Raw genomic sequence first — 12,093 nt, 5'->3', positions numbered from 1 at the left:
GGAGAACCACGTGTTTGCAGTCACGGTCCAATTCCAGATCAGGGACGGAATGTTCGAAACCTTCATGCCTCTGATGATCGAGAATGCCAAAGCCTCGCTTGAAGGCGAACCCGGATGCCGGCAATTTGATGTCTGCTCCGATCCGGACAGGCTGAATGAAGTTTTTCTCTATGAAATCTATGATGACGCGGCCGCTTTCCAGGCGCACCTGAAAACCCCGCATTTTCAGGCCTTTGATGCTCAGGTCGCGCCGATGATTTCCGAAAAGTCCGTTGCGACTTATGCGAAGGTAAGATCATGACGCCCTGGGAAGTCTTTGCCGTAAAATATGCGGACAGGAACCAACGGACCCGCAAAGACAGCTTCATCCTTGATGACGATCATCATCTTCCCCACGAGATGGACTACTTCATCTGGGTGCTGCGCCAGGGGAGCGAGATTGTCCTGGTCGACACCGGCTATGACCAGGAGGAAGGCGACCGGCGCGGACGGCCCATCAGGCTGAACCCGGTTGAAGCGCTTGCGCCGCTCGGCGTCGACCCGCAGACGGTCTCGACAATCATCGTTACACATCTTCACTACGACCACGCAGGCGGTCTGAAGCATTTCCCGAACGCGACGATCCATTTGCAGGCGGCGGAAATGGCCTATGCAACAGGCCCCTGCATGTGCCACGGAACGCTGAAAGACCCCTTCACGGCTGACCATGTCTGCGAGGCTGTGCAGCGTCTGTATTCAGGCCGCGTCGTCTTTCACGAAGGCGATGGGCAGGTAAGGGAAGGTGTGACGGTTCATCACACGGGTGGTCACAGCAAGGGTCTTCAGGCCGTGAGAGTGTTGACCGAAGCGGGCTGGATGTGCCTCGCCTCCGATACGTCCCACTATTACGAGAACTTTCTCGACGAAAAACCGTTCCCGATTGTTGTCGATCTCGATGACATGCTGGAGGGGTTCAGGACCATTCGGCAGCTTGCCAGCGCAGACAGGCTCGTCATCCCAGGACATGATCCACTTGTGCGGGACTTTTTTCCTTCCCACGGACCGGACCACGTTACTCGCCTCGACCACGGTCCGACCAAATGGATAGACGCATGAAGCTGGGTGTGATTGCAGATGATTTTACCGGCGCGTCCGACATCGCCTTGACACTGTCTGAAGGCGGCATGCGGACGGCCCAGTATGTCGGCGTACCGTCCAGGGCGGCCAACAGTGACATTGAAGCCGGTGTCGTCGGGCTTAAGTCGAGAACAGCGCCTGCGGGTGACGCCATTGAGGTTTCGCTCAAGGCCTGCGACTGGCTTGTCGACCAGGGGTGCGAACAGATTGTCTTCAAGATCTGCTCGACTTTCGATTCCACCGACGAGGGAAACATCGGCCCGGTCGGTGCAGCGCTTGCCGACCGTCTCGGCGAGACCTCCGTTCTGGTCTGTCCAGCCTTTCCTGAAAACGGACGCACCGTCTACGAAGGGCATCTGTTTGTGAAGGACAGGCTGCTCAGTGAAAGCGGCATGCAAAATCATCCTCTGACACCCATGCGCGACCCGGATCTGCGCCGCGTGCTTGCCGCCCAGACAGACTGGACCGTGGGTCATGTACCAATTTCCACAGTCCGGGGCGGAGTTGATGCAATCGTTGCCACACTGTCCGATGCCGGAAGGGCCATGTTCATCGCGGACGCGGTTCGAAACGAAGATCTTGTTGCCTTGGGACGGGCGGCAGTTGATCGGAAACTCATTGTCGGCGGTTCCGGCATTGCGCTCGGTCTGCCCGAAAATTTTGACGTGGTGCGCAGGGAGACCCGCTGGCATGGTCTTTCCGGCAAGGCGGTGGTCCTGTCCGGCTCGTGCTCAACGGCAACGCGCGAACAGGTGGCAACATTCAAGGCCTTCGCTCCCGCGCGCGAGATTGCGGTTGCGGACATCATGGAAAACAGGGTGTCGCCTGAACAACTTGTTGATTGGGTGCTGCAACAGGATACACCTCCGCTCATCTATTCGTCTGCGGAACCAGATGTGATAACAGCCGCACAGGAAAGATACGGAAAAGACGAAAGCTCCCAATCGGTTGAGCACCTCTTTTCAGATCTTGCCGCAGCTCTCTCACAGGCAGGTGTAACACGGATTGTTGTGGCCGGAGGCGAGACCTCCGGTGCGGTCGTCTCCGGTGTCTCAGCCAACACGCTTGAGGTTGGACCGAGGATTGCGGCCGGTGTGCCCGCGCTCAAGGTTACCGGAAGCGAACTCGTCCTTGCTCTGAAATCGGGCAATTTCGGAGGCCCAGATTTCTTCCGCGAAGCACTGGCGGTGCTGGAGGGGCGCGCATGAGTGAAATCACCACTGTTCGCGACCAGATCGCCTCTTGCGCGAAGTCCATGTTCGACAGGGGCCTTACCCATGGCTCGACGGGCAACATCTCCGCCCGTTTGTCGGACGGTAGCCTGTTGGTGACGCCGACGGGGTCGTCAATGGGATTCCTCGATCCAGGGCGGATCAGTCATCTTTCAGCGAGCGGCGACCTTCTGTCGGGAGACCGTCCCACCAAGGAAATGCCCCTTCACTCTGCCTTTTATGATACCCGCGCAATGACAGGTGCAGTCGTTCACCTGCATTCCTGTCATTCGGTCGCCCTGTCATTGCTACCGGACATCGACCCGGAGAATGTGCTCCCGCCCTTGACGGCCTACGGGATCATGCAACTCGGAAAGGTCCGGCTGCTTCCCTTTTTCGTACCAGGGGATCCAGCCATGGGCGACGCAGTCCGGGGCCTTGCAGGAAAACGGTCGGCAGTCCTGCTGGCCAATCATGGGCCGGTCGTTGCGGGCAAAAGTCTCGAGGCCGCAGTGAATGCGATGGAAGAGCTTGAGGCGACGGCAAGACTTGCAATGCTGTTGCGCGGTGCAAACGCCACCGTATTGAACGCAGATCAGATCGACCGGATTGTTGACCGGTTCGACGTTGACTGGACGTAAGGACTGAAAAAATGAGAATTGCCCTGATCAAAGGCGACGGTATCGGCGTGGATGTTGCGGAGGCAGCAATGGCCGTTGTTGAAGCTGCCCTGCGCAGAACCGGCCAGACACTGCCTCACTATGACAACATTTGTGCAGGAGCCGGACACTACAAGGACACCGGTCTTGATATCGAAGCCGACGGAGAACAGCGCGCCGGGGCCGCTGATGCGATCTTTCTCGGTGCGATCGGTCTTCCCTCGATCCGTCACGATGACGGCACCGAAATTTCCCCTCACCTGCGCTTGCGTGACCGTTTCGGCCTGTATGCCGGTGTCAGACCCGTCAAGGCCTATCCGAATGCCCCGCAACGGCTGGCCGATCCGCGCGCGGCCGGGATCGACCTTGTCATCTTGCGCGAGTCGACGGAGGGCCTGTTCTACTCGGCCGCCACCCACAAGCGCAGCCTCGTGGTGAACGACGACGAAGTTCAGGACATACTCAGGATCACGCGCAAAACCACGACGAAACTGCATCAATTCGCTTTCAATCTCGCTCGCAAGCGTCGCGAAAGGGGCAGTCCCGGCCATCTGACCTGCGTCGACAAGGCGAATGTGTTCACTTCCCTCGCCTTTTTCCGGCAATTGTTCGACGAGGTAAAGGGAGCCTTCCCGGATGTTCCGGTCGGTTACAATTATGTCGACGCCCAGGCCCTCGATCTCGTACGCAAACCCTGGGATTTCGATGTGCTGGTGACCGAAAACATGTTCGGAGACATCCTGTCCGACCTTGCCGGCGGGCTTGTGGGCGGCATGGGCATGGCGGCCTGTGCCGAAATCGGAGATACCACCGGGCTCTTCCAGCCGGCGCATGGCAGTGCGCCCGACATCATGGGACAGGACAAGGCCAATCCACTTGCTGCAATTTTGAGTGGTGCACTGATGCTGGATTACCTGTCGGAAAAACTCGACCGGCCTGTGCTGAGCGAGGCTGCCGAACTCATCAACAGCTCGGTGGAAACCGGCTTTCAGCAAAACAACCTTCGACCCATGGAATTCGGGGGTGACATGGGAACCCGCGATGTGACCCGGCAGGTTCTGTCCTACATTGAGGAAACTGCGGGCGCCCGCGCTTCCATCGGAGCATGAATTCAGACTACTTCCGCTGTCTGGAGACACCGGCACAGCTTTCGCGCACGATCAGATCGCCGTGGAGAAGGTGGCTCCTTGTTTCCAGCAAACGGTTGGCAAGGCGGTTCAGCAGGATGTTCATTGCCTTTTCACCGATGTGATGTCGCGGTTGACGAATGGTCGTCAGGCCGGGCGAAAAGTTACTGGCAAAGGGAATGTCGTCAAAACCAAGCACAGAAAAATCTTCCGGAACCCGGTATCCACGCAACTGCAGCGCTGAAATGACACCGATTGCGGTATTGTCATTGAAACAGAAAAAAGCGGTGGGCAGGTCATCCTTGATAAAGAGGCGTTCAACTGCCGCCCGTCCGCTTTCACTCGTACCGTCTCCTTCCACGCGCCAGTCGCGCAGGTCCTCGGGCGATTCCCGCAGCCCCTGCCTGTAGCCGGAATGGCGCAGATCGCTGCGGATGTCGGAAGGGCCACCCGAAATGAAAGTGATTTTGCGATGACCAAGCGAAATCAGATATTCCGTTGCCATCTTGCATGCAGCAACATCATCCACCCCCACATAGCTGATCTCTCTGTTGGAGACAGGCCGTTCGGTGGCAACGATCGGCGGCAACGTTGTCAATGGCGTCTGGGGCTCACCGGCGACCGGTATGTGTCCGGTCAGAAGAACCAGGCCATCTGCCATCCCCGTTGACAGGAAACGAAGGTAGTTCTGCTCCAGTCCGGTTGTTCCCTCGGTGTTGCCAATCAGGACACCATAGCCACGGTCGTTTGCAGCCTTCTCAAGCCCGGTCAGGAGCCCGGCGAAATTCGGATCAGCGATGGACGAGGCCAGCACAAGAACCATCTTGGACCGCTGCATCCGAAGGTTCTGTGCCATGGCATTGGCCGTGTACCCCGTCCGCGCAATAGCCGCGGTTACCTTCTTGCGCGTGCTTTCCGCCACCTTCTCCGGCGAACGCAATGCCCGGCTGACGGTCGCAATCGAGACACCCGCCAGTTTTGCCACATCTTCAATTGTTGCCGGCTTGTCGACCGGTTCACTCATTTTAAGGCCCCGATCATGCTGCGCTGCGGGCTGCGATTAAGTGCATGAAATTCAATACTCTCCTAGCTGTATAGACTCTGAACTGATTCATGAAAAGGTTTACAAACCTCAATGTAAAGGTTTACATCGATCATGAAAACGTTTACACGAGTTTCATGGCATCAAAGTGACTGAAGCTGATGGTGCCTGGGAGGAACTTCAAATGGATTTTGGGACGTCCGCTCCGGCGGCGATCGTCGAAGCTGTGAACATCAGCAAGTCATTCGGCCCGGTACCTGTCCTGTTCAGCGTGAGCATGGACATCCGACCCGGAGAAGTGCATGCGCTGATCGGCGAGAACGGTGCCGGTAAATCAACATTGATGAAGATCCTTTCGGGTTTCCACGACCCGACTTCAGGCCAGATCCGCCTCGACGGAAAACAGACCACCCTCCCTCCCAACGGTGCGGCCGAGAAACTCGGCATCGTTCTCATCCACCAGGAACTCAATCTCGCGGAGCAAATGACCGTTGAGGAAAATGTGTTTCTAGGACGGGAGGCCAGATCGAACGGCTTTCTGGATCGCAAAGGCATGCGGGAGGCAGTTCAGGGACTGCTGGACGAGATCGGACTTGAGATATCGCCAACAGACCGGATTTCAGACCTCACGATTGCGCAGAAGCAGATGGTCGAAATTGTCAAGGCAGTCAGCCGGAATGCCCGCATCCTGATCATGGACGAACCAACCGCCGTACTCACGGAGGAAGAAACCGAGGTGTTCTTCCGACAGGTTGAAAAATTGAAGGAAAGTGGCGTCGGCATCGTTTTCGTCTCCCACAAGCTGAACGAGGTCAAGGCAATCGCAGACCGGATCACCATCCTTCGCGATGGTCAGTGGATCGATACACGCCTGTCCCGTGACCTGACGCCCGATACGATGGCGCAGATGATGGTCGGTCGCGAACTTTCGGATCTCTATCCGCCCATGCATGAGGCAGATGTCGATGCGGAAATGGTCCTTGAAGTCCAAAACCTCAGGGCGCCCGGCATAGACGATGTCAGTTTCAGCTTGCGCAAGGGAGAGATTCTCGGCTTTTCGGGTCTGATCGGCTCAGGCCGGACTGCCGTCTTCGAAGCCGTTTGTGGCCTTGCTCCAATCGATAGAGGCACGATCAGGCTGTTCGGCAGCGAGACTGCTCCCCTGAGCGTTGCCCGGGCACGCGATGCAGGCCTTGCCTATCTTACCAAGGATCGCAAGGAGAAGGGGTTGCTGCTTGACAAGAAGATGCAGCCAAACCTGACCCTTTTTGCCCTGCCGAAGTTCGTGAAGAACTTTGCCATAGACAAAAAAGCGGAAGAAAGTGCACTTGAGCGCGCTATCCGCCGGTTCGACGTCAGAGCACGCGATCCCGGCATCACCGTCGGCAAACTGTCCGGCGGCAACCAGCAGAAGCTGCTTCTTGCCAAGATCATGGAATGTGATCCGAGGATCGTGATCATCGACGAGCCGACGAGAGGCATCGATGTCGGCACCAAGCAGCAGATCTATCATTTTATCGCCGCGCTCGCCGCGGAAGGGGTTTCTGTGGTCGTCATCTCGTCCGAGATGCCGGAAATCATCGGCATCTGCCACCGGGTGGCAGTAATGCGAGAAGGCCGTATCACCGGCATTCTGACAGGCGACCACATCAACGAAAACGAAATCATGCGCTATGCCGCCGGGCTGAAACGGGAGGACCTCCATTGACCATGATGACCGCATCAGACGACAAAGCGGCCAAGACGGCCAAACGGTTTTCCGTTGATTTCAAGACGCTTGGTCCGGCGCTCGCCCTGCTCCTGCTTTGCATCATCGGGTTTCTGCTCAATCCTGCCTTTGTCAGTGAAGGCAATCTGACCAATCTTCTGACCCGCTCTGCCTTTATCGGCATCATTGCGGTCGGTGCGACATTCGTCATCACGGCGGGTGGCATTGATCTGTCGGTTGGATCCATGGCCGCTGCGATAGCCGGCGTGATGATCATCGTGATGAACAATGCCGTAGAAACGCTCGGCACGGGTGTTCCAACCGTTCTCTTCGGGTGCGGTATCGCCATTCTGCTCGGGATCGGCGCCGGCTGGATCAACGGGGCCCTGACCACCAGGGGCAAGATCGAGGCCTTTATCGTCACGCTCGGCACCATGGGCATCTATCGGTCGCTGGTAACCTATTTCGCAGACGGAGGCACGTTGTCGCTGAATTTCGATATCCGCGGCACGTATCGTCCGGTCTACTATGACGGCTTTCTTGGCCTTCCCTTCCCCGTCTGGGTCTTCATCGGCGTCGCCATCTGTGGCTGGCTGCTGCTCAACCGGACAGCGTTCGGGCGCTATTGCACGGCGATCGGTTCCAACGAGGCGGTAGCCAAGTACAGCGCCATCAATGTCGACAGGGTGAAGACACTTACCTACATCATCCAGGGATTGTGCGTGTCCTTTGCGACGATCATCTATGTGCCGCGTCTCGGCTCGGCCTCCGCATCGACCGGCGTCCTTTGGGAACTGGAGGCGATTGCAGCCGTGATCATCGGGGGCACGGTGCTGAAGGGTGGGTATGGCCGCATAGGAGGCACCATCCTGGGCGCACTCATTCTGACGACAATCGGCAACATCTTGAACTTCACCGATATGATTTCGAATTACCTGAATGGAACAATGCAGGGTCTGATCATCATCGTTGCGGTTCTTCTGCAGCGCAGCGACTGGAAGTTCGGCAGAAACAGCAAGTCGTAATTCGCTGAATTCAAGCTAGAGGGACCCGTCCCCACTTTTGACCGGATCGCACCGGACGGGAAAGGTGCGTCCAATCGACAGCATTGGAGGAGGAAATGATGCTCTGGAAGACAACACTTGGAATGATGGCCGTTACCGGCATGCTGGCTCTTGCCGGTCAGGCATCGGCCGAAGACAAGATCAAGATCGGCGTCAGCTATCCGACACCGACACACGCCTGGGCAGCCGGCATGAACTGGCATGCCGAACAGGCGGAAAAACGACTGGAAAAGCTCTACCCCGACGTGGATCTGATCCTGGTCAATTCTCCTGACCCGGGTGCGCAGGCAAGCGCGCTGGAAGACCTCGTCTCGGTTCACCAGATCGACGCACTTGTTGTGCTGCCGTTCGAATCCGAACCGCTGACCGACCCGGTTCTGAACGTCAAGAAGTCAGGCGCCTGGATCACGGTGGTTGACCGCGGTCTCAGCCAGCCGGGCATCGAGGACCTTTATGTGGCCGGCAACAATCCGGAACTCGGCCGTGTCTCGGCACAATACATGAAAGGCCGCCTGAAAGACGGGGACAACATCGTTGTCCTGCGCGGCATTCCGACCGTGATCGACAATGAACGTTTCGATGCTTTCATGGAAGAAATCGAGGGATCCGGCATCAACGTGCTGGACCACAAGCACGCCAACTGGAACCGCGATGACGGCTTTGAGGTCATGCAGGATTTCCTGTCACGCTTTCCGGATATCGATGCGGTCTGGGCCCAGGATGACGACATTGCGGTCGGTGTTGTGGCTGCGTTGAAACAGGCCGGCCGCGACGGTGATGGCATGTTCGTTGTTGGTGGTGCCGGCATGAAGGAAATCATCAAGGGCATCATGGACGGTGACGAATTGATCCCTGTCGACGTTCTCTATCCGCCGGCAATGATCGCAACCGCCATGGATGCAACAGTCAACGCGTTCAAGTCCAACGGACCGGTTGCCGGCCGCTACATTCTTGGCGCGACCCTGATCACCCGCGAGAATGCCGAGAGCTACTACTTCCCGGATTCGCCGTTCTAATCGTTCAGCGAAAACTGGCCGGGGTCTTTGCGATGGGATCCCGGCCCCTTTTTTTCAGACCTGGCCCCAGTTTCGGAGAAGAGCCATGAAGACCATAAAGGGCCCCGCCCTGTTTCTTGCCCAGTTCGCGGGAGACGAGGCACCGTTTGATTCCTGGGACTCGATCACCAAATGGGCAGCCGATTGCGGTTACCGCGGCGTTCAGGTTCCGAGCTGGGACGGGCGGCTGATCGATCTCGCCAGAGCCGCCAGTTCAATGACCTACTGCCAGGAACTTGCCGGCATCGCCAGGGAGAACGGCATCGAGATCACCGAACTCTCCACCCATCTACAAGGGCAACTTGTCGCCGTGCATCCGGCTTACGATACTGCCTTTGACGGGTTCGCGGCAGCGGAAGTTCGTGGAAATCCTGCAGCCCGTCAGGCATGGGCAGTCGATCAAGTCAAGCTTGCACTTGCAGCCAGCCGCAATCTCGGCATATCCGCGCACGCCACTTTCTCCGGCGCCCTGGCCTGGCCTTACCTCTATCCCTGGCCGCAGCGTCCAGCAGGTCTGGTCGAAACGGCCTTTGACGAACTGGCCAGACGCTGGCGCCCGATCCTCGACTATGCCGACGAAATGGGCGTCGACGTGTGTTATGAAATTCATCCAGGCGAAGATCTCCATGATGGCATCACATTCGAGATGTTTCTGGAACGCCTGAACGGCCACACGCGCTGCAAGATGCTCTACGATCCGTCACACTATGTGCTTCAATGCCTGGACTATCTCGACAATATCGACATCTACAGGGACCGGATCGGCATGTTCCACGTCAAGGACGCCGAATTCAACCCGACCGGTCGACAGGGCGTCTATGGCGGTTATCAGTCCTGGGTGAACCGGGCCGGCAGATTCCGCTCTCTCGGCGACGGTCAGGTCGATTTTGCCGCTGTTTTTTCCAAAATGGCCGCGAATGATTTCGACGGCTGGGCTGTCGTCGAATGGGAGTGCTGCCTGAAGCATCCGGAGGACGGCGCCCGGGAAGGTGCGCAATTTGTCGGCGATCACATCATCCGTGTCACCGAAAAGGCGTTTGACGACTTTGCCGACGGTGGTTCTGATGACGCAGCCAATCGGAAAATGCTGGGGCTCGACCGGGATTGACAGTTCAAGAACACCCAGACGCCCGGTCGCGCCAGATGACGGCCGGAAAAACACGGTACCGTTCTGAAGATGGCAGGTGGGTTCACCCTGAGGACGGGCCACGCGCCCGGGAAACAGAAAGCTTTTGTTCGAAACGGCTTTCAGGTGCTTCCATCGGACCGGGTTTCTCTATAGGAATGTAATCGATTACAGTACTGCACCCCGAGACCGCTGGTGCAAACAGGAGGAGCGATATGGCCATAGAAGGTAAAGACAACCCGCAGACGCGTCCGATCCGTCTCGGCATGGTCGGTGGCGGCAAGGACGCCTTTATCGGAGCGGTGCACCGGATTGCCTCGCGCATTGACGGTCGCTACGAACTGGTCGCAGGCGCGCTTTCGTCAACTCCGGCGAAAGCCGAGGAGTCCGGTCGTGCCCTGGGCCTCGACGAAGACAGGATTTATGCCGATTTCGAGGCGATGGCCAAACGCGAAGCCCGGCTGAAGAACGGCATAGAAGCGGTCGCCATTGTCACGCCGAACCACGTTCACTATCCGGCAGCCAAGGCATTTCTGAAAAGAGGTATCCATGTCATCTGCGACAAGCCGCTGACGTCGACACTCGCCGATGCCAGAAAACTTGCAAAGGCGGCGGACAATTCAGACGCGCTCTTTTTCCTGACGCACAATTACACCGGCTATCCGATGGTCCGGCAGGCGCGGGAGATGGTTCACAACGGTGATCTCGGCACGATCCGGGTGGTCCAGGTGGAATATCCGCAGGACTGGCTGACAGTCGAACAGAGCAACAAGCAGGCCGACTGGCGCACGGACCCGGCCCGCTCCGGTGCCGGTGGTTCAACAGGCGACATTGGCACGCATGCCTACAATCTGGCCTGTTTCATTACCGGCCAGTCTGCAGAAAGCCTTGCCGCCGATCTGCAGTCCTTCGTTCCCGGACGTCAGGTCGACGATAACGGGCACGTCATGTTGAGATATGCCAGCGGTGCGCGGGGCATGCTCTGGTGCTCGCAGGTGGCGCCGGGAAACGAGAACAATCTCAAGATCAGGGTCTATGGCGACAAGGGCGGCCTGGAGTGGCATCAGGAAAATCCGAACTATCTCCATGTCACGCCGTTCGGGGAACCAAAGAGGATCGTCACCCGTGGCGGGGCCGGAATGTCAGACAGCATCGCGCCGGCAACCCGGATCCCTCCCGGACATCCGGAGGGCTACCTGGAGGGCTTTGCAAATCTCTACAAGGACGCAGCCGATGTAATCCGCGCGCACCAGGCAGGCAATGAAATTGCGTCACTCGTCCCGGGGATCAGCGACGGCCTTGCAGGTGTGCAGTTCGTCGACGCCTGCGTGAGATCCTCGGCCCGGAATGCGGCCTGGGTAAAATTGAACGGCTAAAGCAGTCTCACGGGCCTTCCGAAGCGATGGCGGTCGTCTCTGCGGAAGCCAAAGACCATTCAAAACAGCTGCGCGTTGGTCTCAGGACCAATGCGCAGCCTTGATTGTCCGCTCGGCAATCGCGGCATTCTCGCCCGGACACGCAAAAAACGAGCCCGATACACATTCAGGTTCCGTCCGCCTCTTGCAGGGAATTGATGTCGTCCTCACCATTTGCAGATTGCAACCCACCCACAACCTTTTTTTGATTTTCGCAGCTTAACTTTGTGAAAAAGACGCTGAAGAGAAGATTTACGCCTGCATCAGCAACGGCGCCACTGGATTAAGAGTAATTTAAATAACAAATACTCGCCAAATGGTAACTCAAGGAATCCTAGAGATTCAAATTAATGATAAAAATCATGCATTTCGCACTTTTGAGTAAAATTTGACATTTACTTGACTTACTCCAATCAAATTATCATCCAAATATCGTATTTTTTTCGTCTTATTTGCTCCGATTTTTCGTCAAATTGTCGCGAATACATTTAAGGCACAACAACGACTCACCGAAATTAATCGCTTGGACACATAAGTATAAATGCCGAGAAACTTCGGCTTATCAGGCTG

General features: G+C 57.2%; 11 protein-coding genes. 10 read left to right on the top strand and 1 reads right to left on the bottom strand.

Features of this window, described 5'->3' with window-relative positions; genetic code table 11:
• Positions 1–10: 10 nt before the first annotated feature.
• Genes ACO6TI_RS14475 through ACO6TI_RS14455 form a run of 5 tightly spaced genes read left to right on the top strand, consistent with a single transcriptional unit; the run spans position 11 to position 4,095 of the window.
• A complete protein-coding gene (locus tag ACO6TI_RS14475) occupies positions 11–301 on the top strand; it encodes a putative quinol monooxygenase (RefSeq protein WP_055111793.1) in 291 nt (96 codons plus the stop codon).
• A complete protein-coding gene (locus tag ACO6TI_RS14470; protein ID WP_055111790.1) occupies positions 298–1,095 on the top strand; it encodes an N-acyl homoserine lactonase family protein in 798 nt (265 codons plus the stop codon). The genes ACO6TI_RS14475 and ACO6TI_RS14470 overlap by 4 nt, the downstream gene beginning before the upstream one ends.
• A complete protein-coding gene (gene otnK / locus ACO6TI_RS14465; protein ID WP_055111788.1) occupies positions 1,092–2,324 on the top strand; it encodes a 3-oxo-tetronate kinase in 1,233 nt (410 codons plus the stop codon). The genes ACO6TI_RS14470 and otnK overlap by 4 nt, the downstream gene beginning before the upstream one ends.
• Complete coding sequence (gene otnC, locus ACO6TI_RS14460; protein WP_055111786.1) at positions 2,321–2,968, top strand: 3-oxo-tetronate 4-phosphate decarboxylase; 648 nt, start codon at positions 2,321–2,323, stop codon at positions 2,966–2,968. The genes otnK and otnC overlap by 4 nt, the downstream gene beginning before the upstream one ends.
• Positions 2,969–2,979: 11 nt before the next feature.
• Positions 2,980–4,095: an isocitrate/isopropylmalate dehydrogenase family protein gene (locus tag ACO6TI_RS14455; RefSeq protein WP_055111784.1), complete on the top strand. Its 1,116-nt coding sequence runs from the start codon at positions 2,980–2,982 to the stop codon at positions 4,093–4,095.
• 7 nt (positions 4,096–4,102) lie between these two features.
• Here the strand turns inward: ACO6TI_RS14455 and ACO6TI_RS14450 are convergent, their stop codons facing one another.
• Positions 4,103–5,137 carry a LacI family DNA-binding transcriptional regulator gene (locus ACO6TI_RS14450; protein WP_055111782.1) on the bottom strand — a complete coding sequence of 345 codons (1,035 nt, stop codon included), beginning with the start codon at positions 5,135–5,137 and terminating at the stop codon, positions 4,103–4,105.
• 202 nt (positions 5,138–5,339) lie between these two features.
• Between ACO6TI_RS14450 and ACO6TI_RS14445 the strand changes: the two genes are divergently transcribed.
• The 5 genes from ACO6TI_RS14445 to ACO6TI_RS14425 all read left to right on the top strand — a co-directional run bounded on the left by ACO6TI_RS14445 (position 5,340) and on the right by ACO6TI_RS14425 (position 11,484).
• On the top strand, positions 5,340–6,863 hold the full coding sequence (locus ACO6TI_RS14445) for a sugar ABC transporter ATP-binding protein (RefSeq protein ID WP_422385164.1): 1,524 nt from the start codon (positions 5,340–5,342) through the stop codon (positions 6,861–6,863).
• 2 nt (positions 6,864–6,865) lie between these two features.
• Positions 6,866–7,888 (top strand): ABC transporter permease, encoded by a 1,023-nt coding sequence (locus ACO6TI_RS14440; RefSeq protein ID WP_172670756.1) that lies wholly within the window; start codon positions 6,866–6,868, stop codon positions 7,886–7,888.
• 98 nt (positions 7,889–7,986) lie between these two features.
• Positions 7,987–8,943 carry a substrate-binding domain-containing protein gene (locus tag ACO6TI_RS14435; protein ID WP_055111780.1) on the top strand — a complete coding sequence of 319 codons (957 nt, stop codon included), beginning with the start codon at positions 7,987–7,989 and terminating at the stop codon, positions 8,941–8,943.
• 85 nt (positions 8,944–9,028) lie between these two features.
• Positions 9,029–10,090: a sugar phosphate isomerase/epimerase family protein gene (locus ACO6TI_RS14430; RefSeq protein WP_422385163.1), complete on the top strand. Its 1,062-nt coding sequence runs from the start codon at positions 9,029–9,031 to the stop codon at positions 10,088–10,090.
• A 233-nt stretch (positions 10,091–10,323) separates the two neighbouring features.
• Positions 10,324–11,484, top strand: a complete 1,161-nt coding sequence (locus ACO6TI_RS14425; protein ID WP_422385162.1) for a Gfo/Idh/MocA family protein — start codon at positions 10,324–10,326, stop codon at positions 11,482–11,484.
• Positions 11,485–12,093: the final 609 nt, after the last annotated feature.

It is taken from the genome of Roseibium album (assembly GCF_965233825.1).
GTDB classification, from domain to species: Bacteria; Pseudomonadota; Alphaproteobacteria; order Rhizobiales; family Stappiaceae; genus Roseibium; species Roseibium album.
Note: the sequence above shows the minus strand (reverse complement) of the source record. Positions and strands in the feature narration are given on the sequence as shown.

Excerpts from the sequence above, each read along its gene's own strand:
- ACO6TI_RS14440 (WP_172670756.1), top strand. The coding sequence starts at position 6,866 with ATGATGACCGCATCAGACGACAAAGCGGCCAAGACGGCCAAACGGTTT.
- ACO6TI_RS14425 (WP_422385162.1), top strand. The coding sequence starts at position 10,324 with ATGGCCATAGAAGGTAAAGACAACCCGCAGACGCGTCCGATCCGTCTC.
- ACO6TI_RS14445 (WP_422385164.1), top strand. The coding sequence starts at position 5,340 with ATGGATTTTGGGACGTCCGCTCCGGCGGCGATCGTCGAAGCTGTGAAC.
- ACO6TI_RS14435 (WP_055111780.1), top strand. The coding sequence starts at position 7,987 with ATGCTCTGGAAGACAACACTTGGAATGATGGCCGTTACCGGCATGCTG.
- ACO6TI_RS14450 (WP_055111782.1), bottom strand. The coding sequence starts at position 5,137 with ATGAGTGAACCGGTCGACAAGCCGGCAACAATTGAAGATGTGGCAAAA.
- ACO6TI_RS14430 (WP_422385163.1), top strand. The coding sequence starts at position 9,029 with ATGAAGACCATAAAGGGCCCCGCCCTGTTTCTTGCCCAGTTCGCGGGA.
- otnK (WP_055111788.1), top strand. The coding sequence starts at position 1,092 with ATGAAGCTGGGTGTGATTGCAGATGATTTTACCGGCGCGTCCGACATC.
- otnC (WP_055111786.1), top strand. The coding sequence starts at position 2,321 with ATGAGTGAAATCACCACTGTTCGCGACCAGATCGCCTCTTGCGCGAAG.
- ACO6TI_RS14455 (WP_055111784.1), top strand. The coding sequence starts at position 2,980 with ATGAGAATTGCCCTGATCAAAGGCGACGGTATCGGCGTGGATGTTGCG.
- ACO6TI_RS14470 (WP_055111790.1), top strand. The coding sequence starts at position 298 with ATGACGCCCTGGGAAGTCTTTGCCGTAAAATATGCGGACAGGAACCAA.